This window comes from Pseudoalteromonas sp. 3J6 (assembly GCF_903995135.1).
In the GTDB taxonomy this organism is placed as follows: Bacteria; Pseudomonadota; Gammaproteobacteria; order Enterobacterales; family Alteromonadaceae; genus Pseudoalteromonas.
Window position 1 is genome coordinate 3539244 of sequence record NZ_LR877185.1, and the last position, 21560, is coordinate 3560803.

Consider the following 21560-nt stretch of genomic DNA (forward strand, 5'->3'; position numbering starts at 1 on the left):
TTAATCAAATTGTAAGCCAGTTGGATTTGGATGCAAGTAATAGCGGCGATTTTTTGACATTAACGCCAAAAAACAGACACACCGCCAGAAAAGCCAATACTTTATAACTAATAACTCTTTAACTATTTATAACGAACTACCCACTTAGGATGAATTACCTAACACATTTTTGCCACTAGTAATGATACGATTTCACACAGAAGAAACTCATAAAAACTGCTATTATTACTTAAAGGTGTGACTGTTTTGGCCGATAAGTAATAGTCAAACTTATGTTGGAACTAAACTTGCTTAAGGTTCTACACATGTAATTAAAATTTAAGGAATTACCTATGGCGCACGCATCAATCAATAAATACCGTCAAATTACAGTTAGCAGCGTTAAAGAAATGACGCCTTATGATCAAGTCAAACTCGTGTTTGTGAATATTGTTGGCAAACTCTCTGCTGCTAAAGGGTTTATTGAACGTAAAGAGTTAGAAAAAAAAGGCAACGCAATCTCTGATTGTATTGTGCTACTTGGTGCGTTGCAGCAAGTATTAAATTTTGAACATAATAATGAAGTATCAACTAACTTAGACTCTTTATATGATTATTGTCAGCGATGCTTACTAACCGCAAACCTCGAGAACGATATAGAAAAAATTGATGAAGTAATTACCTTGATCAAGGAAATAAAATCAGGTTGGGAAGCAATTCCATTTGAACAAAGAGAACCACAACTATAATGTCTTTAAAGCGGGTTACAAACTCACAAGTAAAAGATAGTGAGACTAGAGCATATTGCAATGATCTAGTAAGTTTGATTGCTGACTCAGAAGATTGGGATATTGAGCAAGCGCTGAATATTCATAATAAACTTGATATTCACATAAGTAGCTCACTTTCTAGAGAAAAAACTCATTATTCAGCTACTGAACTTGAGTTTTTAATTAACCTAATAGAACAGCTATCTGTTAAAATAGATAATCAAAAGCAACTATTAGCGGTTAAAATAGTTGGTAATCAAAAAAATAAAAAAGCTGTAAATAAGTATAAATCTAACTTTTAAAATAGATTTGGCAATATGAGGCTGGTTAGCTGTGGAGAAAATCACATGTTTGATGGAAAAGTAGTTTTAATAACAGGTGGAACAGGATCGTTCGGTAAAAAGTATGTAAAAACATTATTAGAACGGTACAGCCCCAAAAAAATTATTATCTTTTCTCGTGACGAGCTAAAGCAGTTTGAAATGCAGCAAGATTTTGATCAGCCTTGTATGCGCTACTTTATTGGCGATGTTCGAGATAAAGAACGACTAAATCGCGCAATGCGTGGCGTTGATTACGTTATCCATGCTGCAGCCCTTAAGCAGGTACCTGCCGCTGAATACAACCCAATGGAATGTATAAAAACCAACATAAATGGCGCAGAAAACGTCATTAATGCAGCACTTGATAATAACGTTGAAAAAGTCATAGCTCTCTCTACGGATAAAGCAGCCAATCCTATTAATCTATACGGTGCTACTAAATTGGCCTCAGATAAATTATTTGTAGCGGCAAACAATATTGCTGGCGGCCATAAAACCACTTTTTCAGTGGTGCGCTACGGTAATGTAGTATGTTCGCGAGGTTCAGTTGTGCCTATTTTCCAAAAGTTTATTAATGAAGGTCGTGATCATATTCCTATCACTCATGATGAAATGACCCGTTTTTGGATAAGCCTTCAACAAGGCGTTGATTTTGTTTTAACAAATTTCGCGCGCATGTTGGGTGGTGAAATTTTCGTACCTAAGATTCCATCAATTCGCATTACGGACCTAGCAAAAGCAATGGCTCCTGAATTACCTATTAAAATTATTGGTATTCGCCCAGGCGAAAAACTTCATGAGGTTATGTGCCCTGCCGATCTGTGTTTTGAAACCTATGAATATAACGATCACTTTGTTATTGCACCAGGCATTAAATTTAGCAGTCGTAGTAATGACTTTACAGTAAATGCGCTTGATGAAAAGGGAAAAAAAGTTCAGCAAGGCTTTGAATATAACTCTTTAAACAACCCTCATTACATGACGATTGAAGAAATTGAAGCCTTCAACATTGAAGCATTAGTTTAAAAGTTATTACTCCATGATCCCTTACGGCAAACAAGCTATTTCTCAACAAGACATTGACGCAGTAGTTGATGTCTTAAAATCCGACTGGTTAACGCAAGGCCCTAAAGTCCCCGCTTTTGAGCAAGCCATTGCGAAATATTGTGGCAGCACCTATGCATGTGCAACAAACAGTGCCACATCGGCATTGCACATTGCATGTTTAGCGTTAAATGTAGGGAAAGACGATATTGTATGGACCTCCCCTATTTCGTTCGTTGCTTCTGCAAACTGTGCACTTTACTGTGGTGCTCAAATAGATTTTGTGGATATTGATGTAGCAACAGGGAATATGTGCACTAATGAGTTAGAAAAAAAACTTATTATTGCTAAAGAAAATAATCGTTTACCCAAGGTCGTCATCCCAGTTCACCTGGCAGGTCAATCATGTGATATGCAGGCTATATATCAACTTGCAGTTGAATATGGCTTTAAGGTTATTGAAGATGCTTCACATGCTATTGGTGCAAAATATTTAGGCAGCCCAGTGGGCAGTTGTGAGTTTTCAGATATTTGCGTATTTAGCTTTCATCCAGTCAAGATAATCACCTCAGCTGAAGGAGGCATGGCGGTAACAAACAATAAACAACTTGCTAAAAGAATGGAGCGTTTACGTAGCCATGGAATTACAGCCAACCCGAGTGAAATGACCGAACCAAGTCATGGCCCTTGGTACTATCAGCAAATTGAACTCGGCTTTAATTATAGAATGACTGAGTTGCAAGCGGCATTAGGCCTTAGCCAGCTTTCAAAGCTCGATGAATTTGTTACAAAGCGCAACCAGCTGGCTAAAGTCTATTCTAGCAAATTAAAAGACTTGCCTATTAATCATTTAACTCAATCACAACAAAGCTACTCTAGTTACCATTTATATATTTTAACCTTGTCTGTTGACGCAGTTGTAAAACATGAGTCTCTTATCTGTAGTTTAAGAGAGCGAGGCATAACGAGTCATTTGCATTATATTCCAATTCATATACAACCTTATTATAAAGAGCTTGGCTTTAAGGCAAATGACTTTCCAAATGCAATAAAATATTACAGTTGCGCTCTCACTATACCTTTGCATCCTGAATTAACTAATTCAGAACAAAATTTCATAATAGAAACACTAGCCGAACAACTATGAAAATCGCTTTAGGAACCGCCCAATTTGGTTTAGATTATGGCATTAGTAATACTGTCGGACAGGTTAAAACTGATGAGGTTAAACGAATACTCAGCCTCGCACTAGACGCTGGTATAACAGTTGTTGATACGGCATCGGCTTATGGTAGTAGCGAGAGTAATATTGGTCAATCGGGTTTAAGCCAAGCTTTATCTATTGTTACTAAAGTATCAGGTGAAAATATTCACGCGCAGGTAGAAAAAAGCTTAAAAAATCTGAACTGTGAGTCAATTGATGCAGTGTTATTTCATAATTGTGAGTTGCTTTTAAGCAGTTCAGGGGAAGACTATTTTTCGCAGCTAGAGCAGTTAAAAGCCAAAGGCATAGTTAAGCGAATAGGTGTTTCTGTTTATAACCCTAAAGAGCTTGAATTACTTAGTGAAAGGTTTAATTTAGATCTGGTTCAAGCTCCTGTAAATTGGTTAGATCAACGTTTTATACAACCTGAAATCATCGATAAGCTAATAGAAAAAAATATAAAGCTTCACGCTCGCTCGATATTTTTACAAGGGCTTTTATTAGAGCCAATGATTCAAAATAACGCTTATTTTTCACAGTTTAATAATGAGTTTTCTCAGTATAATTGTGTTATTAATGAATTAGGCTGCAATCGGCTAACTTTCGCATTAGCAATTATTGCGCAAAAAGCCCCTCATATCGAAAATGCAATTATAGGGTGTTGCTCACAAGAACAGTTAACACAATTAATAGACAGCTACTGCGTCGCAAAAAAGCTTACACTCCCCTCGGATGACGTTTTAGCCTCTTTAGCTTCAAGTAATTTAGCATTAATCAATCCATCGCAATGGCTTGGTTAATTAAGCGCTAGGATTAAAAATATGATAAATGCTTTCATGCAAGCTAGGACAGGATCAACACGCTTACCTAATAAAGTTTTAAAGAATCTCCAAGGTTTACCTATGTTTATTCAACAAGCTAAGCGTGTACAACGAGCCAAGTTGGTAGACAACCTAGTTATTGTCACAAGTACTGATGAAAGTGACGACATTATTGAACAGTTATGCAATGAGAATAATTTATTATGCTTTAGAGGAAGTTTAAGCAATGTTCTCAGCCGGTACTTTCATGCTGAACTCAATTACCCTTGTGATGCTATCGTTAGAATAACAGCTGACTGCCCAGTGATTGACCCTGAGCTCATGGACTATGTCATTAATAGTCATTTAAAAAACAACAATGATTATACTTCAAACTGCTTAGTAGCCACATACCCTGATGGTCTCGATATTGAAGTTATCAGTAAGAATGCCTTACATAACGCTTATAAATATGCAGAAAAGCCTTCTGAGTTAGAACACGTAACACCTTATATAACAAGTCACCCTGATAAGTATAGGTTACAGAATATCCAAAGTGAGCAAGACCTGTCTGCCTATAGATGGACTGTTGACGAACCCAAAGACTTTGAGTTGATTTCATCAATATATGAAAATTTATATGTAAAAAAGCCTAATTTTAATTATCAAGATATACTGGAATTGTTATCACATAAACCAGAGCTGAACTTATTAAACCCCCAAATTGCTCGAAATGAGGGAATGGTTAAATCATTAAAAAAAGATAAAGAAGAAGGCTATGAATAATTACACTAATTCAGCGGAGTGGCTACATAGAGCTGAAAAAACCATTCCTCTAGGTTCCCAAACTTTTAGTAAGAGTAGAATTGCGTTCCCACAGAATGCAGCACCTTTATTTATTGAACGAGGTTTAGGTTCTAAAGTGTGGGATGCAGATAATAATGAGTATATTGACTTTGTGAATGGCTTACTTTCTGTTTCTTTAGGCTACTGTGATGCTGATGTAAATCAAGCTGTTATAGACCAGCTTAGCTCAGGGATCACTTTCTCCCTTCCTCATAGATTAGAAATGGAAGTCGCCGAAGAACTCACAAAGCTAATACCTTGCGCTGAAATGGTGCGTTTTGGTAAAAATGGCAGTGATGCAACATCTGCTGCTATTCGACTAGCAAGAGCTTATACAAAAAGAGAGCATGTTGCTGTCTGTGGTTATCATGGTTGGCAAGATTGGTATATTGGCTCAACAACCAGAAATTTAGGTGTCCCTGAATGTGTTAGAGCGCTTACCCATGCGTTTACATACAATGATCTTAGCTCATTAGAAAGGCTCTTTACTGAATACCCTGAACAGCTTGCAGCTGTAATTATGGAGCCAATGAATGTCTCCTTTCCAGAAACGGGATTTCTTCAAGGAGTACAAGCACTTTGTAAAAAACATGGCTCTGTACTAATTTTTGACGAAACAATTACCGGTTTTCGGTTCGATCTACATGGTGCTCAAGGCTTATTTAATATTACACCCGACCTAGCAACCTTTGGCAAAGGCATGGCAAACGGATTCCCTATCTCAGCTGTCGTAGGTAAACAAAAAATAATGTCATTGATGGAAGATATTTTCTTCTCCGGTACCTTTGCGGGCGAAACCATGTCTTTAATTGCTACAAAAACAACATTAAAAAAAATGCAGCAAGAAAGAGTACTGACACATATTCACACTTTAGGTGAAAAATTAATTTGTGAGCTTAATAAATTAATAGAAAAACACAAAGTAAAAGATTGGCTGAGCACTGCAGGTCATCCGTCATGGTCTTTTATTATTATTAAAGACACTCAAAAATACTCCTCATTAGAGCTAAAATCTTTATTTATTCAAGAGATGTGCTCTAGAGGTATTTTAATTGGTGGTAGTCATAACCTTAGCTATGCCCATACACATGATGATATAGAAAAATTACTTAATGCATACGATGAAGTTATTTTTATTTTAAAAAATACAATAGAAACACAAAATTTATATGATGTTTTTAAAGGACATCTTTTAGAGCCAGTTTTTAAAGTTAGATAAATGACAACTAATGTAAGACAACTCTTCTCTTAGTTAAATTTATCGAGGATAGTAAGTATGAAAGTAGCAGTAATTGTCGCCCATCCTGATGATGAGACACTCGGCTGTGGTGCCACAATCGCGAACCATATTGAAAAGTGTGATGAAGTATATATTTTAACACTTTCTAATGGGGTTAGTTCGCGCCTAGAATATACTGAAGCAGAGATTCAAACCCGGCAAGCAGCCTTTTTAAATGCCGCCCAACATTTAGGCGTTTCACCTAATAATCTAACATCATTAGATTTTCCTGATAATGAATTCGATACCATACCACTTTTAAAAATAGCGCAAGCCATCGAACTATTTTTATCTAAAAATATAATTGCACGCGTGTATACCCATTATCATAGCGATTTAAATGTTGATCATCGAAAAACTTATGAAGCTGTTTTAACAGCTTGCAGGCCGCAACCCATGCAATCAGTAAAGCAAATATTTTGCTTCGAAACACTATCAAGCACTGAATGGGCAAGTCATCGTTACGAGGCATTCAAACCGAACTATTTTGTCAATATCGAGCATGTATTTAGTAAAAAAATAAAAGCTCTTACAGCTTATAAAGATGAAATGAGAGAAGCACCACACACTCGAAGTCTTGAGAATATTCAAGCACTCGCTAAATTTAGAGGCATGTGTATAGGCACTCCACTTGCTGAAGCATTTTATATTGAACGCTTTATAGATTAGGCCTATTACGCTTGTTATAAAGTTGCGGTTTTAATACCTAATTTAGGATAGAAAATAAAATGATAACATTAAGGGAAGCCGAGCAAAGTGATTGTACTACTTTATACCAGTGGGCTAATGATCCTGTTATTCGCAGCTGCGCATTAAAAGACGCCCCAATTACCTTACAAAATCACTTAAATTGGTTTAATAAGCAACTAGCGTCTCTTAATAGTAAAATTTATATTGCATCTATTGACGACAAACCAATCGGACAAGTCAGATTTAATCAAACAGATCTTAATACATATGAAATAGACACGCATTTATCTCCTTGCAGTAGAGGCTATGGTTACGGTCGAAAAATGTTAAAACAAGCGCTAAAACTAATAGAAAAAAATAAAAATAGTACATTTATTGCGATTATTTTAATTGAAAATATAGCATCTATTAAATTATTCGAAGCCTGTAACTTTAAACGTGAAAAAGAAACAACAATAGAAAATAAAAAATGTTTCATTTACATCCGTAAAGAGGCTCTAGATGGTGAGCATTAATATAAATAAAAGTAATACCGAAACTCCGACTCGATTACTCAACATCGCTTTTAGAGTTGATGCTTCTTTAAATATTGGTTCAGGCCATGTGATGCGCTGCCTCACACTAGCGACAGCAATTAGAAAGGCTGCCAATGTTAATATCACTTTTTTCTGTCGCGATGCCGCCGGTAATAGTAATGAAAATATAATCCAATCTGGGTTTGAGCTTGTTAGAATGGCTCCTCCAAAAAATACCATCGACTTAAAAAACTACAGCTCATGGCTGGGTACTAGCATAGATGATGACTGTGAAGAGTTTCTAAAATTAACAGCGGGGAAAAATTACGATTTAATCGTAATAGATCATTATGCTATTGATAACCATTGGCATAATAAAGTAAAAAGCATAACCAAAAAAATTATGGTTATTGACGATCTAGCGAACCGAATACACAATTGTGACTTGTTATTAGATCAAACCTACCAATGCCCAACAGTTAAATACTCGCATCTGATAAATAACCATACAAAACTCCTACTTGGCTCAAGCTTTGCTTTATTAAGGCCTGAGTTTTTAGATTTTCAAAAAGCATCAATTGTAAAAAAAGAGCGCACCTTACTCATAATGTTTGGAGGAACAGATCCTGACAATTTGACTCTTCAAGTATTAGCGCGAGTAATCAAATTAAAATACTTTGAAAGAATTAATGTAATCCTAAATAAAACAGCAAAAAACGTGAAATCAGTGTTTAACTTTGCACAATGTCATAAAAAAGTCTTTTTACATATATCGCCGAGTAATATTGCGGAAATTATGTCAACGGCAACAATAGCGATTGGTGCAGCTGGAACAACATCATGGGAAAGATGCGCTTTAGGCCTTCCTGCTGTTGTTATTGTACAAGCAGACAATCAGCGAGAGATCGCTAACGCGCTTCAATTAGCTGAAGTGATCCGCTTTATTTCAATTGCAGAGATTGAAGACAAGTTAATTAAAGAAATTGAATTTTGGCAAAATAGGTTAAAATTAAGTAATGATGTTCATAAAAATTGTATTAATATTTGTGATGGCAAAGGCACTGTAAGAGTCACCAACGAAGTGCTAAAAGTCATAGAGTAGCAATTTACCTGAAGCTGAATAACTATTAATTTGACTATGAGATAGCGTCTCTAAAACCGATAAGCGATTGAATATGAACAATTACATTGTAGCTACAATTAAAGACTGGAATATTGCCCAATATAAAAAACGCACGCCAGCTTATAATGGAAATTGGCATTTAATTACTGACAAAAAAGAGCTCACTTATAATCACTTAAAACATCTAAACCCTAAATATATATTTTTTCCTCATTGGAGCTGGATTGTTCCCGAAGAAATAATTAACAACTTTAATTGCGTTTGCTTTCATATGACTGATTTGCCTTATGGACGGGGCGGAAGCCCAATGCAGAATTTAATTTCTCTTGGCCATACCACCACAAAGTTAAGTGCCCTAAAAATGGAAGAAAGTATAGATACAGGCCCTATTTATCTAAAAAGGGCTCTATCTTTGGAGGGCACAGCGCAACAAATATTTTTACGCTGTTCAGCTTTAACTTTTGATATGATTGAGTTTATTGTTAACGATAATCCTGAAGTAACACCTCAAGAAGGCCCTGTAACAGCATTTTCAAGACGCAATCCAAGCCAAAGTGTTATTGATACGAACTTAGAGCTGGATGATATCTTTGATCATATTCGCATGTTAGATGCCGATAGTTATCCAAAAGCATACATAAAACATGGAAAGTATAAGCTTGAGTTTACAAATGCCAAAAAAAGCAACGACGCTTTAACTGCCAATATAAAATTAACTTTACTTGAGTAATCATGAAAAATAAATTTGTAGAAATAGATGGTCGAAGAATAGGTTTAGACTATGAACCTTACATTGTTGCTGAGCTTTCAGCTAACCATAACGGCGATCTTAAAGAAGCCCTAAAAACAATTGAAGAAGCCGCTAAATGTGGAGCCGATGCAATAAAAATTCAATCATATACGCCCGATACAATGACTATCGACTGTAATAAGGACGAGTTTCAGATTAAAGGCGGATTATGGGATGGTTATAATTTATATAAATTATATGAGTGGGCCCATACTCCTTTTGAGTGGCACAATGCACTGTTTGAAAAGGCCAAAGAAGTCGGTATCACTTTATTTTCAACACCGTTTGATGAAACAGCCGTTGAGCTGCTAGAAGCATTAAACACCCCAGCTTATAAAGTGGCCTCTTTCGAATTAACCGATCTACCTCTCATCAAGCGAGTTGCTGAAACAGGTAAACCTATCATTATGTCTACTGGTATGGCTAATATCTCAGAGATAGAGGAAGCGATTAGCACAGCAAGAGATAATGGTTGTGATGAACTAATTGTATTGCATTGCATAAGTGCTTACCCTGCGCCATTCGAGCAAGCTAATTTAGCTACAATCTCGGATATTGCAACACGCTTTAACGTTATTACAGGCTTATCTGATCATACCTTAGGCACAACGGCAGCAATTGCATCAGTGGCTTTAGGAGCATGCTTTATTGAAAAGCATTTTATTTTAGATAGATCTAAAAAAGGGCCTGATTCAGAATTTTCAATTGAGCCTGAGCAGCTTAAATCAATTGTTAGTCAAAGCAAAGAAGTGTACAAATCGATAGGTAATCCAGGGTATGAAGTAAAATCAGCCGAAAGCGAAAACCTAAAATTTAGACGCTCTATTTATTTTATTGAAGACGTACCAGCAGGTACAGTTATAACAAAAAAACACATAAAAAGAATACGTCCAGGCTACGGTCTCCCCTGTAAGTATTACGATACGCTGATTGGTAAGAAAACTTCTGTAAATATAACAAGAGGAACAGCTGCTAAATGGGAGCTAATTGATGAAAAATCTAGTTAAAGTAACAAGTAATGAGGTGAAAGATATTTTTTTGCAAAGTATATCTTTAGACGATGTAAATGAAAATTATGTTGCTTGGCTTAATGATCCTCTAGTAAATCAGTACTTAGAAACTCGTTTTAGTAAACAGGATCTTAACTCAGTTAAGGATTATATTTCAGCTAATTTAAATAACCCGCTTGAACAATTATTTACGATTAGAACCAACAATAATAAACACATTGGGAATATTAAAGTTGGAAATATAAATAGGATTCATAATATTGCTCAAGTGAGTCTGTTTATTGGCGAAAAAGAAAGTTGGGGGAAAGGCTATGCAAATCAAGCTATCAAGCTAATTAACCAATATGCTTTCGAAACGTTATTGATTAGAAAACTAGTCGCCTGGGTTTACACCGACAATATTGGAAGTTTTAAAGCCTTTAAAAAGGCTGGCTATAGCAAAGAGTGTGTACTTAAAAATCATTATATATTGAATGGAAAACCAAGTGATCTAATCCAACTCTCTTTGTTTAATATTAAACCCTAATATAAGTAAGTTATTTACCAAAAAAGGCCAAAGCTAAGCTTTGGCCGGTTTATTATAGTTTTCAATAAACTCTAAATAAATACCTTTTACATGCTCATGAAACGCATCAATACATGCATTTATAAATCCTGTACGCATTTCTAAATCATTGTAATAATAGCTACTTGTCATAATGTAAGCTTGAAAATATCTAAAAGTTCCCTGAATCAGCCAATAAACTACATTATCGTCTGCGGTGCTATTACGTAATGTAAGTAATATTTTATTTTGTAAATTAAACGCATCAGCAAGCTGCTCACGTGTTTCAAAATGTTGAGAAGTAATTGATAACAGCTGCTCAAGAACATCTTTTGTTCTAGCTTTTATGGCTTCCATTTTAAAGTTAACGTTTCCAGCAGATAATTGCTCTAAAGAAGTAGCCCTATTAAGTAGCTCTGTTATTTTATCTTGCTTATTACTAATTGGCTTCATATCAGTAATATCTTCAATACGTTTAGGCTCAGAATACTTTATAAATGCACCATTGGCCGTATTAAATACTTTAACATTGAGGTTTTTTTGGAGTAATAACTCTAAGTTACCCTTTGATGAGTCAAATATAGGAATCGTAAAGACCTCTTCGGTAAAATTACCTTTAACAACAAATGCTCCCTCAATACCTTGCTCAACCACTTTTTTATGCTTAAAGTCATTATCAAAATAGATACTATGTTTTGAGTGATGATGCTCTTTAGATACAAAGCCTAGGTCAGTACCAACTAAATATACTTTCTTAAACCCCAACTCAATAGCTGTAGCAAGTGCTGTATTCGATACTGTTGGGTTACTGTAGTCAGGGTAGGTAAATTGCTTTTTTGTATCCAAAGCACGAATAAGACGACCGCCTGCATCATTTAATTTTGATAACAAATGCGCACTTTTAAAGCGCTTTAAAATACTATCGTATACCGTATTAAGTGCAACAATATTTATCTCATTTAATTTTATCTTTAGTCCAGAGACGCGATCTATTGACTCCACCCATTCTAGCAGCCCTGCGCCTCGCTCCATTTCTATGTGAATATCAGGTTTAATATTATTACTAAGTAAGGCTCTTAATGCTGTACCACAAGAAATAATAATTATGTCATCTTGATTGGCTTTTAAAAATTCAATTGCATCATCAAGAGATGGGCCATTGGCAACAATAAATACAGAATCTTCTTGCAGAGTGTTATTTACTAACTCAGGCTTTTTCAATACTGGAAACTTTTCATTTAAATTAGCCAGAGTATGAGATACACCTATTATTTCATCTTCAAAAAAACCCCAGCCTGCAGACCAACGATGTCCGATACTTTTAATACGCTCAATTGTTTTCTCAATCAGTGGGCTATTATAATGCTTTAAGAAAAGAATTTGACTGAGGTTAAAATGACCCTGATTAAACAAAAACTTAGAAATTTCGTTAATCACTCCATCTTCACCACCAGAAACACGTATTGAAAATTGCCCACCATTGGCAGTGCATTTATCAAAAAGCGGCTTTAATTCGATACAATGTAAAAGTGCATAGAAGGTATCTTTACTCGGCTCAAATAAAAACACATTAAGTACATCTTTTTTCTTGAGTAACTCTTCTATCTGATAGCCTAACCCCCCACCTAAAAAACAAACAAAGTCGAGGCGCTTTTCTTCAGCAGGGTTATTTATTTTATTATCTGTTTCAGCGGTACGTACGTTGTAAATTGATTTTAATAGCGCAGCATGTTCAAAAACAATATTTGTGTCATCTTGGTGATTTATTTGATATTTGAAGTAAAGCGGGTTTTCTAGAAACTGAATAACTTGCTGTTTAGCGAATTCTCTAGGCTCATCTTGATAAACGAACTCATTATTGTTAAACAAGTTAGCATTGCCCATTTCATCGATTGCAACACCAGTATCGCTTGGCGTGTAATCTTTAAATGTTTCATAAATAGCCGGCATTTGCTCTTGAAGTAGAGCTAAATTTGCAAGCAGGGTTGCTTGCAACATCATTTTTGTTAATTCTTGCTGATTAGCGTCCAAAGTTCACTCCGCTTAACTTGATTTCTTAACCACCCCTGGTAGGTTAGCTAATTGTTGTTGTAAATAGCTGCCTGTTGAATTTAAATTGGCCACTAATAAATCCATTGCATTGTATTGGCTATATAATCGTTCTTCATATTTGGCCATACGAATATTAAATTTTTCTACATCAGTTTCTAGTTTAGAAAGCTGTGATTCACGACCTTCTATACGTGAACTAATAATACCATCAGAAGCCGTATAACCCTTAATAACAGTATCAAGCTGTGCAACAAAACCGCCTTTATCTTTTTCACCTACAAAAAAGGTTTGTAAGGCTTGAGGATCCTTTTCTATAGCAGCTTTTAATGCGTCAGAATCAATACTTAATTTACCAGAGCGCTCCGTTCTAATACCAAAATTAGCTAAAAAATCAGTGTTACCATTTCCCGTACTAAATTCTGAAGTTAACAATGAGCGCACCTGATTAACAGACCCTCTTAATAAAGAGTCTCCGGCAAGCGCCCCTACGCCCTCTTCAGCACTTGAGCGTCCCAGCTGTTTCGATAAATCAATAAAGGCATTAAATTTGTCTACAAATGAGTTCAAACCTGTTGTAATATTTTTGTTATTTTCAGTTATAACAGCTTTACTTAAATCATCGTCAGTGCCATGCATTTTTTTTGCATTAATGGTGACGCCTTCAATAACATCTTTAAACTCATTAGTACTGCTTGAAGCCACAAGCGTACCATCTATAGTGATAGAAGCATCGGTTGCTGCAGTTACCTCATTTAAATTTTCGGCATACGTTGTTGAAGTCGTATCACTATCATACGCCAAACGAGATAAACCTAAAAGATCCGTATTGCCACCGTCACCAGCATCATCGACTACTATTTTTATAGCATTTTCCGCGCCGGTTTCTTTACTCGACAATACCAATCGCTGACCGGTGTCATCAGTGATAATGGTGGCGTTTACCGAGTCATTATCAACTGAATCATTAATCGCATCACGAATATCGGCAAGCTTTGCTGTATCTGACACAGCAATATCAAAACTGTTAGAACCAGAGCTGATCGTTAGCTTACCCTCACCCACAGCTTCATCGCCAGCTATAGCATCTGATGTTAGCTTATGGTTTTCGGCCAAACTATTAACTTTAATTGAGTAATTATTGGTTTGTGCATCTTTTTCAGAACTTAAAGTAACAAAATCATCACTGCCACTAATTGTTCTCTTTTGAAACTCCTCAACAGAGGATAGTGACTCCAATGAGCCATTCAGCTCCTCTAAAGACGCTTTTAGTGTTCCAACAGCAGATATATCAGTCGTGAAATTAGCTTGCTGTTTTGTTACTCGAGCTTGATAAGGGGACTTCTCAGCATTGACTAAAGCACTTACAATTTCGTTTACTTGAAGTCCAGAACCTATACCTGTAAATGAAATAGCCATAATTGTTGCCCTCTTAAATTACTGAAATACTAAACTTTAAAATCAACCAATACGCCCGTGGCTTCTGCTAATTTGGCCACTATACCTAATACTTCTTCTGACGGATATTGCTTAACTAAGTCACCACTCTCTTTATCGATAACCTTGATTACATTACGGCCAGAGTCTTCGTCTACTTTAAATTGAAGACTGCGGTTCATTTCACCCATAAAGTCCTGCAATTGCTGTACCACCTTTTCTAGTTTTTCAGGTGATAACTCAGTTTCAGAGACTTCGTTTCTACTTGCAGCAGTAGGGGTGGTTGTATTCTTCTGTTCATCAACATTTTGCTTAACTTGAGATGGGGCTTGATAACTTGAGGTAACCTCACCTTTTTGAGCTGAGTTGATGTTTAGATTTAAACTTTGCGTTTCCATAATTCGCTCCTACTATAAAGCGATATAAAGCTTTATACCTATACAAGAAAGGAAGGGTTACCCCTTCCTTAGTAGTTAAAGTATAGAGCTTATTGTTAAATTAACCTAATAAGCTAAGTGCTGCCTGCGGTAACTGGTTAGACTGAGCTAAAATTGTTGTACCAGCCTGTTGCATAATCTGGTTTTTAGTCAGTTTAGCTGTTTCTGCAGCGTAATCGGTATCTTGTATACGGCTTTTAGAAGCCGATACGTTTTCTGATACATTTGAAAGGTTTGCTATGGTAAAGCCAAAGCGGTTTTGTACCGCACCTAAATCTGCACGCTGTGCATCAATCTGAGCAAGAGCAGCATCGATTGCTTTAATCGCATCTTGCGCACCAGCTGAAGTCGCACCTGAGATATCCACAGACTCAACTGAAGTTAACTCACTTGTACCACCTGTAGATGCAATATCAGCACCTGCAGCACCTTTACCAAACAGTTCATTTGCGCTCGTACCAGATATACCAATTTTATCTGCAGAGCTTAAGTTAAGCTCTGCTGAAACGCTGAGCGAACCTGCGGTGCTAGCAACAGCTTGACCACCGATAGTGAAAGCACTTGTATCGCCAGCGCCAGTAACATCAATACCATCGATATTTGTCGCTTTAAACGTAATTTCATCTTTAGCTTCATCAAAAACAGCATCATAACCATCAGCTTGCATCTCATTAGCAAGACGCGCCATATCACCACCAAAGTCACCTAGGTCATATGAATCAACTGCAGTGGCACCCTTTTTAATCTCAATTACTGATGAACTTCCAGCTTTGATAGCACCAATTGTAGTTTCAAGTTTAGCTTCGGCATTTACACCAGAACCAGATGAATTTATTGTATCAGCAATTGTTGCCGCACCTTGGTTAGCACCAACAGATACATCTGTGCCATTGATACTTAATGTATCTGCTGAAGTTACAATATTACCGGCTAGGTTAACCGTTTGAACATCCCCAAGCGCAGAAACTGTCGATGTTGCCGCACCTTTGATTTCATTCGCACCGATAGCATCAGCAGATACGTCACGAAGGCTTACGTTGATTGTTTCATTAGCGTTTGAACCCACTTGGAACTGCTTAGTACCAAATGAACCATCTAATAAGCTAGTGCCACCGAATTTAGTAGTTTCTGCAATACGCGTTAATTCTTGTTGTAATGCGCCTACCTCTTTTTGAAGGGCCGCACGTGCATCAGCATCATTTGAACCATTCGCTGATTGTAGTGCTAAGTCACGCATACGTTGTAGAATATTTGATGACTCTGTCATCGCACCCTCAGCGGTTTGCGACATTGAGATACCGTCATTAGCGTTTCGCTGAGCAACACCTAAACCATTAATTTGTGAAGATAGACGGTTAGCAATTTGTAGACCAGCCGCATCATCTTTCGCGCTGTTAATTTTCATACCAGATGAAAGACGTTGCATTGATGTGCCTAACGCATCGCTAGATTTTGATAAGTTTCTTTGTGCATTTATTGATGCAACGTTAGTATTTACTGATAAAGCCATGTTATAACTCCTGATTACTTTCGTAATGTAACTAATTGATTTTAACCAAGAGCCATCACAATAAAAACCTGTTCAAGCTCCGTTCTAATTAAGTTAACGGCTGTTATAAAATTACCTTTAGCTTTTTTTTAAAAAAAACAGTAAAAACTTTTAGTTGATTGAAATATAAACAAAAAAGCCAAGTATAAATACTTGGCTTTTTTAATTTTAATTATTATTAACCACCTAACAAGCTTAATGCAGCCTGTGGTAACTGGTTTGCTTGCGACAAGATAGTAGTACCTGCCTGTTGCATGATTTGATTTTTAGTCAACGTTGCAGTTTCAAGCGCATAATCAGTGTCTTGAATACGGCTACGCGAAGCCGATACGTTTTCAGATACGTTAGCAAGGTTGGCAATAGTAAAACCAAAGCGGTTTTGCACCGCACCTAAGTCAGCTCGTTGAGCATCAATTTGCGCTAATGCTGCATCAATTGCTTTAATCGCGTCTTGCGCACCATCTGAAGTCGCGCCTGAAATATCAACACTCTCAATACTTGTTAATGAACTAGTACCGCCTGATGATTGTATTGCAGCTGCCCCTGTACCAAATAATTCATTCGCAGTGGTCCCTGAAATACCTATTTTATTCGCTGATGATAAATTTAGCTCTGCGGACACACTAAATGAGTTCGCTGTGCTGGTTACTGCAGTTCCACCTATAGTAAAGCCACTTTGATCAGTGCCTGTGATATCAATACCATCAACATCTGTGGCTTTAAAAGCAATCTCTTCAGTTGCAGGGTCGTAAATGGCATCATAACCTGCTTGTTGCATGTCATTTGTTAATCGCTCCATCTCACCACCATAATTGCCTAAGTCAAATGACTTCTCAACTAAGCCATTTTTCTTAATTTCAATCACACCTTTACTGTCCGATGTGATCCCAGCAAAAGTGGTATCAATTTTAGCCTCTGCAACCACACCGGCACCTGACTTGTTGATAGTATCTGCAATAACAGCCGCACCAGAACCACCAGCAATAACAATATCTGTACCGTTAATATTAACCGTGTCCGCACTTGTACCATGATTTGTTGCTAAGTTAACAGTTTGTACATCGCCAAGCTTAGTATTTGCATCTGCGGCGTTGCCAGGTCCTTTAATTTCATGCGCACCAATTGAGTCTGCTGCTACATTACGTAAGCTTACATTAATGGTTTCATTCGCATTTGCACCTACTTGGAATTGTTTTGTACCAAATGTACCGTCAAGTAAGCTGGTTCCACCAAATTTGGTAGTGTCTGCAATTCGAGTAAGCTCTTGTTGCAGGGCTGCTACTTCTTTTTGCAGTGATGCACGGTCAACTGCACTGTTTGACCCATTGGCTGATTGCAGTGATAAGTCACGCATACGTTGTAAAATGTTTGCTGACTCTTGCATCGCACCTTCAGCAGTTTGCGCCATAGAAATACCATCATTGGCATTACGCTGAGCAACCGTTAGGCCATTAACCTGAGACGTTAGTCGGTTGGCAATTTGTAAACCTGCAGCATCGTCTTTTGCGCTATTAATACGCAAACCAGATGATAGTCTCTGCATTGAAGTTTCAAGTGCCATGCTAGATTTAGATAGATTGCGTTGCCCATTAAGTGATGCAACATTTGTATTTACGCTTAAAGCCATTTTACCATCTCCTAGTTTCAATCAGAATGTGGTTCAAAATATTTAAGCAAAAACCACACTTTCTATAACCAGTTGAATGCATTAGTTGTGCCAACTAATAAAAAATAGTTAAGCAACTGTTTTTTAATAAATAAATAGCGTTTATTGATACTTAAAATCAGAAGTTAGCATTTTTTTGACAGGAGAAAAAAGGGGGTGACAGTTTTTTGCCGCTTCGTTAAGGCAAGTTATTACCTACTTTTCTCGTATAGTAATAACCTGCCTTGGATGGTATTTATAAATAATCAAATAATGAAAGTTTAGCCAAGCGACCAAAAGTCGCTTGTGAAGCCTGTAAACCAGACTCATGTTTAGTGAGATCGCTGATGGCTTCAGCGGCATCAATCTCAATTAGGCTAGATCTGTTTTCTTGATTATTAATATCTAGAGCACTGTTTGAGTCGGTAACACGCTCAACTACATTCATACGCCCACCTAAACCAGCCTGAGTAAACACAATTTGCTCACTAGCATTTTTAAGCTGAATTAAACCATCAGATAATGCTTGGTTAATTTGCGTTTCATCAAGTTGTTCGTCATTTAGGCTAATGATCAAATCTTCTAGCGTATTAAGTACATTTTCTTTGCCTGGTTTTTCAAGAGTAAAATCAAGCTGTCCTGGTGCTGCCCCCTCAAGTTGAATTTCCATACCTGCAAATTCAATCGGTTCATCGGTTACTTCACCCGTAACGGGTGGTACAAGAGGATTACCATCACGTAATATTTCATATTGATCTGGCGCTGAAGGGGTCGCCCCAGGGATCACATTAACATTATAGGTATTGATCGTTGGAGAAATAAGCGGATCTGGGTCTGAGTTATAATTATCTTTATGAAAACGGTCAAACTCGCCTTGGTTTTCAACATAAACAGTTCCAGCGGTAATGCCGCCTGTTGGCGTTCCATCGTTTGAAACTACATCGAGTCGCGCGTCAACTCGTTCAAATACATTGAAGCCATTATCGCTTGATTTGATCTCAACGCCTTTTGCGATCGTCACTTCGTGTTGGCCTTGATCGCCTTGATATTCGTATTTGCCATTGGTGCTATTAAATGTATAAGTTTGAATATCGTCTTGATAGCCTGAGAAAAGGTATTTCCCTCCTTCAGATTGACTATTCATTAAGTTAAGCAGTGATTTTTGCAGTTCTTTTAATTCACTGGCAACTGAAGCCAAATCACCTTTATCTAACGAACCGTTGCCCGCTCGTATAGTTAACATTTGCGCTTCTAAAATAGTGTCGTTCATACCTTGCAATAAACTTTCTTCGGTTTCTAAACGCCCTTTTAGCTGATTAATATTCTTCGTCAGCTGCTCATTAGTTTCTATTTTATTGGTGTACAACATACCTTGTGAAATAGCAGCAGGGTTTTCAGAGGTACTCAAATATTTTTGACCTGTATTAACGCGCTCCTGCGCACCAGCTACATTTTGTTGATTCTCAAGTATTTTATTAATGTTATTTTGATACATTAAATTATTTGATAAACGCATAATTACCTCGCCGCACTCAATAAGGTGTCAAAAATAGCTCTCGCTGCAGTTAATACTTGTGCAGAAGCAGCATAGGATTGCTGGAAGCGCAGCAAATTAGCCGCCTCTTCATCTAAGTTTACGCCCGACAACGATTCGTACCAGGCTTCTGATTGTTGTGCTAAAGCATCAAATGCAGCACCATTGGTTTTTGCTTGACTGGTTACCACACCAACATCGGTGACTAATCCAGCATAGGCCTGATTCAATGTTTTATGATTATCAGCTGATGCGCTTGCTACTACATTTTGACGTACTAAATCGGTATTCTGTAAGTCAGCAAGTTTTTGGCCGTTGCGGTTATCATCAAAACCGCCTTCATTAAATTCTAAATTAAAGGTATCGCCCATTGCTGGTACGCCTTCAATATTAAAGTCAAAACCATAACCATCGTATGGTGCCCCGGCTTGAGCGAGTATATTGTTAGCAGGCGGTGTAACTGTAAACGTAGTTGTGCCATTACCATCAGTAAGTTGATATTCGTTAGCATTGGCTGTTTTAACAATGCTAATAGGGCCATTTGCTAAACCCAAAGGATTACTAAAGCTACCCGTGGTTACATCGGTAACATTACCCGGTGAAATACTGCCTGTTCCTGTATTATCAAGGCCGTCTGCTGTTCTAATTGGGGAGGCCAATGCAATGTCCTCACCTCGACCTGTTGTCAGCGATATATTGCCAGCCGCACCACTGTTAAGTTTTACCTGAAATTGGTCACCAGCATTACCGGCTCCGGTTACACTAAGCTCTAAGCCAAACGACTCCCCACTGGTAATAGCGGCTGAATCAATAATGCCACTGGGTGGGATAATTGCTAAAGAGGCTGTACCTAAAGGTTCACCTTTATTATCAATTGGCTGAATACTTACTTCGTTAGGGTTACCCGTATAGGTGATCACAAAATCACTGGCTGGCAGTTCACTGCCTTTACCAGCCTCAACGGTTGCTGACATATTAGCTGTTCCAGTGTTTTCTTGATAAACAAAAGCACTGACTGTTGGGATATCAAAAATATCCCCTCCGAGTTCACCGTTTGCATCCATACCTAAACGATTTTGCTGATTAAACGAATCAGCAAGCGCAATACCCATCTGGCCAATTTGATTTTGTGCCGGCACCAAAATATCGTCTCTAAATGCTAATAAACCGCCAATTTTACCTTTGAGTTTAGTAGGGTCTATATCGAGTGGCACAGCCTTACCGCCATTTACATCTAAACGTAGCTCTTTAAAGTTAGCATCAGGATCGCCACTAATAGAAAACAAGTTAAATGACCCATTTTGCATAACAACGGCTTCACCTGTGCCCATAAACACTTGTTTTTCACCGTTGGGGCCGTCCAGAGTCTCTATATCAATCAGTTCAGATAAATCGCGAATTGCTTTATCACGCTCATTGTAGGCTGAGCTCGCATCGGCTTCGTTCTTGGTACCATGAACACCTGCAATTTCTTGGTTCAACGAACTAATACTTTCGATTAACGTATTTGCCTCTTCTGAAAAAATCTCTAATTGCTCATTAACCACCGCTTTTTGCTCTGAAACGATGCCTGCAAGCCGATCCATTTGGTCAATCAGGTTTTGTGCATCACTCATCACCAATGAACGAGCAACTGTTGATGACGGTTGATTAAGGGCTTCTTGCACGTTATTAAACATTGAGTTGATACTAGTTGATAAGCTGTTTGATTTTTCTGAAAAAATTTGATCAACCCGACTCGCTTCACTAACAAATTGATCAAAAAAACTTTTATTTGAAGTATCTCGATTTAATTGCTTTTGCGCAAACTCATTCAATAACCGGTACGTTTGGCCACGGCCTACCTGATTATCAATCATGGTGGTAAACTCGGTGCGCTCACGTACATACCCTTCGGTATTAACATTTGCGATGTTTTTACTTGTCGTTTGCAATAACTCAGAGTTTGCTCTTATTCCTGAATTAGCAATGTTTAATAAATTAAACGACATG

Annotated in this window: 20 protein-coding genes and 1 pseudogene; 13 read left to right on the forward strand and 8 right to left on the reverse strand. The window is 37.4% G+C overall.

Features of this window, described 5'->3' with window-relative positions; translation table 11 throughout:
- The first annotated feature begins 332 nt into the window (after positions 1-332).
- The 13 genes from fliS to P3J6_RS16255 all read left to right on the forward strand — a co-directional run bounded on the left by fliS (position 333) and on the right by P3J6_RS16255 (position 10899).
- The gene (gene fliS, locus P3J6_RS16195) at positions 333-728 is read left to right on the forward strand and encodes a flagellar export chaperone FliS (RefSeq protein WP_109874274.1); all 396 of its coding nucleotides are present in this window, start codon (positions 333-335) and stop codon (positions 726-728) included.
- Positions 728-1051 carry a hypothetical protein gene (locus tag P3J6_RS16200; RefSeq protein ID WP_171039588.1) on the forward strand — a complete coding sequence of 108 codons (324 nt, stop codon included), beginning with the start codon at positions 728-730 and terminating at the stop codon, positions 1049-1051. Before fliS ends, P3J6_RS16200 begins: the two co-directional genes overlap by 1 nt.
- Before the next feature lie 45 nt (positions 1052-1096).
- On the forward strand, positions 1097-2098 hold the full coding sequence (gene pseB / locus P3J6_RS16205; protein ID WP_138605289.1) for a UDP-N-acetylglucosamine 4,6-dehydratase (inverting): 1002 nt from the start codon (positions 1097-1099) through the stop codon (positions 2096-2098).
- Positions 2099-2111: 13 nt separating this feature from the next.
- Positions 2112-3263: a UDP-4-amino-4,6-dideoxy-N-acetyl-beta-L-altrosamine transaminase gene (pseC, locus tag P3J6_RS16210; RefSeq protein ID WP_198523545.1), complete on the forward strand. Its 1152-nt coding sequence runs from the start codon at positions 2112-2114 to the stop codon at positions 3261-3263.
- On the forward strand, positions 3260-4120 hold the full coding sequence (locus tag P3J6_RS16215) for an aldo/keto reductase (protein WP_138605287.1): 861 nt from the start codon (positions 3260-3262) through the stop codon (positions 4118-4120). Before pseC ends, P3J6_RS16215 begins: the two co-directional genes overlap by 4 nt.
- Before the next feature lie 21 nt (positions 4121-4141).
- Entirely contained in the window at positions 4142-4906 is a 765-nt protein-coding gene (locus tag P3J6_RS16220) for a cytidylyltransferase domain-containing protein (RefSeq protein ID WP_198523546.1), read from the forward strand.
- Positions 4899-6185, forward strand: coding sequence for an aminotransferase class III-fold pyridoxal phosphate-dependent enzyme (locus P3J6_RS16225; protein WP_178956422.1), 1287 nt, complete (start codon positions 4899-4901; stop codon positions 6183-6185). The genes P3J6_RS16220 and P3J6_RS16225 overlap by 8 nt, the downstream gene beginning before the upstream one ends.
- Positions 6186-6242: 57 nt before the next feature.
- Positions 6243-6914, forward strand: a complete 672-nt coding sequence (locus P3J6_RS16230) for a PIG-L deacetylase family protein (RefSeq protein ID WP_138570517.1) — start codon at positions 6243-6245, stop codon at positions 6912-6914.
- 59 nt (positions 6915-6973) lie between these two features.
- Positions 6974-7450 (forward strand): GNAT family N-acetyltransferase, encoded by a 477-nt coding sequence (locus P3J6_RS16235; RefSeq protein WP_138605284.1) that lies wholly within the window; start codon positions 6974-6976, stop codon positions 7448-7450.
- Positions 7437-8552 carry a UDP-2,4-diacetamido-2,4,6-trideoxy-beta-L-altropyranose hydrolase gene (gene pseG, locus P3J6_RS16240; protein ID WP_178956423.1) on the forward strand — a complete coding sequence of 372 codons (1116 nt, stop codon included), beginning with the start codon at positions 7437-7439 and terminating at the stop codon, positions 8550-8552. Before P3J6_RS16235 ends, pseG begins: the two co-directional genes overlap by 14 nt.
- 73 nt (positions 8553-8625) lie before the next feature.
- Positions 8626-9303, forward strand: a complete 678-nt coding sequence (locus P3J6_RS16245; protein WP_138605282.1) for a methionyl-tRNA formyltransferase — start codon at positions 8626-8628, stop codon at positions 9301-9303.
- A gap of 2 nt (positions 9304-9305) precedes the next feature.
- A complete protein-coding gene (pseI, locus tag P3J6_RS16250) occupies positions 9306-10370 on the forward strand; it encodes a pseudaminic acid synthase (RefSeq protein WP_138605281.1) in 1065 nt (354 codons plus the stop codon).
- Positions 10354-10899: a GNAT family N-acetyltransferase gene (locus P3J6_RS16255; RefSeq protein ID WP_232735517.1), complete on the forward strand. Its 546-nt coding sequence runs from the start codon at positions 10354-10356 to the stop codon at positions 10897-10899. The genes pseI and P3J6_RS16255 overlap by 17 nt, the downstream gene beginning before the upstream one ends.
- Positions 10900-10932: 33 nt before the next feature.
- On the opposite strand, the gene P3J6_RS16260 is transcribed toward P3J6_RS16255, so the two are convergent.
- The 8 genes and pseudogenes from P3J6_RS16260 to flgK form a co-directional block, all read right to left on the reverse strand.
- Complete coding sequence (locus P3J6_RS16260; protein WP_138605280.1) at positions 10933-12948, reverse strand: motility associated factor glycosyltransferase family protein; 2016 nt, start codon at positions 12946-12948, stop codon at positions 10933-10935.
- Between the two features lie 12 nt (positions 12949-12960).
- On the reverse strand, positions 12961-14385 hold the full coding sequence (gene fliD / locus P3J6_RS16265) for a flagellar filament capping protein FliD (RefSeq protein ID WP_198523547.1): 1425 nt from the start codon (positions 14383-14385) through the stop codon (positions 12961-12963).
- Positions 14386-14414: 29 nt separating this feature from the next.
- Entirely contained in the window at positions 14415-14801 is a 387-nt protein-coding gene (locus P3J6_RS16270) for a flagellar protein FlaG (protein ID WP_138570524.1), read from the reverse strand.
- 100 nt (positions 14802-14901) lie between these two features.
- Positions 14902-16350 (reverse strand): flagellin, encoded by a 1449-nt coding sequence (locus tag P3J6_RS16275; protein ID WP_138605277.1) that lies wholly within the window; start codon positions 16348-16350, stop codon positions 14902-14904.
- Positions 16351-16567: 217 nt separating this feature from the next.
- Complete coding sequence (locus P3J6_RS18970; protein WP_409564077.1) at positions 16568-17188, reverse strand: flagellin; 621 nt, start codon at positions 17186-17188, stop codon at positions 16568-16570.
- A gap of 417 nt (positions 17189-17605) precedes the next feature.
- Positions 17606-18016 (reverse strand): annotated as a pseudogene (locus P3J6_RS18975) (flagellin N-terminal helical domain-containing protein); the annotation flags it as partial.
- A 274-nt stretch (positions 18017-18290) separates the two neighbouring features.
- Positions 18291-19550: a flagellar hook-associated protein FlgL gene (flgL, locus tag P3J6_RS16285; RefSeq protein ID WP_138605275.1), complete on the reverse strand. Its 1260-nt coding sequence runs from the start codon at positions 19548-19550 to the stop codon at positions 18291-18293.
- A gap of 2 nt (positions 19551-19552) precedes the next feature.
- Positions 19553-21559 (reverse strand): flagellar hook-associated protein FlgK, encoded by a 2007-nt coding sequence (gene flgK, locus P3J6_RS16290; RefSeq protein WP_198523548.1) that lies wholly within the window; start codon positions 21557-21559, stop codon positions 19553-19555.
- Position 21560: the final 1 nt, after the last annotated feature.

Bases quoted from the DNA above. Each gene is read 5' to 3' on its own strand.
- fliS (WP_109874274.1), top strand. From the start codon at position 333: ATGGCGCACGCATCAATCAATAAATACCGTCAAATTACAGTTAGCAGC.
- P3J6_RS16200 (WP_171039588.1), top strand. From the start codon at position 728: ATGTCTTTAAAGCGGGTTACAAACTCACAAGTAAAAGATAGTGAGACT.
- pseB (WP_138605289.1), top strand. From the start codon at position 1,097: ATGTTTGATGGAAAAGTAGTTTTAATAACAGGTGGAACAGGATCGTTC.
- pseC (WP_198523545.1), top strand. From the start codon at position 2,112: ATGATCCCTTACGGCAAACAAGCTATTTCTCAACAAGACATTGACGCA.
- P3J6_RS16215 (WP_138605287.1), top strand. From the start codon at position 3,260: ATGAAAATCGCTTTAGGAACCGCCCAATTTGGTTTAGATTATGGCATT.
- P3J6_RS16220 (WP_198523546.1), top strand. From the start codon at position 4,142: ATGATAAATGCTTTCATGCAAGCTAGGACAGGATCAACACGCTTACCT.
- P3J6_RS16225 (WP_178956422.1), top strand. From the start codon at position 4,899: ATGAATAATTACACTAATTCAGCGGAGTGGCTACATAGAGCTGAAAAA.
- P3J6_RS16230 (WP_138570517.1), top strand. From the start codon at position 6,243: ATGAAAGTAGCAGTAATTGTCGCCCATCCTGATGATGAGACACTCGGC.
- P3J6_RS16235 (WP_138605284.1), top strand. From the start codon at position 6,974: ATGATAACATTAAGGGAAGCCGAGCAAAGTGATTGTACTACTTTATAC.
- pseG (WP_178956423.1), top strand. From the start codon at position 7,437: ATGGTGAGCATTAATATAAATAAAAGTAATACCGAAACTCCGACTCGA.
- P3J6_RS16245 (WP_138605282.1), top strand. From the start codon at position 8,626: ATGAACAATTACATTGTAGCTACAATTAAAGACTGGAATATTGCCCAA.
- pseI (WP_138605281.1), top strand. From the start codon at position 9,306: ATGAAAAATAAATTTGTAGAAATAGATGGTCGAAGAATAGGTTTAGAC.
- P3J6_RS16255 (WP_232735517.1), top strand. From the start codon at position 10,354: ATGAAAAATCTAGTTAAAGTAACAAGTAATGAGGTGAAAGATATTTTT.
- fliD (WP_198523547.1), bottom strand. From the start codon at position 14,385: ATGGCTATTTCATTTACAGGTATAGGTTCTGGACTTCAAGTAAACGAA.
- P3J6_RS16270 (WP_138570524.1), bottom strand. From the start codon at position 14,801: ATGGAAACGCAAAGTTTAAATCTAAACATCAACTCAGCTCAAAAAGGT.
- P3J6_RS16275 (WP_138605277.1), bottom strand. From the start codon at position 16,350: ATGGCTTTATCAGTAAATACTAACGTTGCATCAATAAATGCACAAAGA.
- P3J6_RS18970 (WP_409564077.1), bottom strand. From the start codon at position 17,188: ATGGAGCGATTAACAAATGACATGCAACAAGCAGGTTATGATGCCATT.
- flgL (WP_138605275.1), bottom strand. From the start codon at position 19,550: ATGCGTTTATCAAATAATTTAATGTATCAAAATAACATTAATAAAATA.
- flgK (WP_198523548.1), bottom strand. From the start codon at position 21,559: ATGTCGTTTAATTTATTAAACATTGCTAATTCAGGAATAAGAGCAAAC.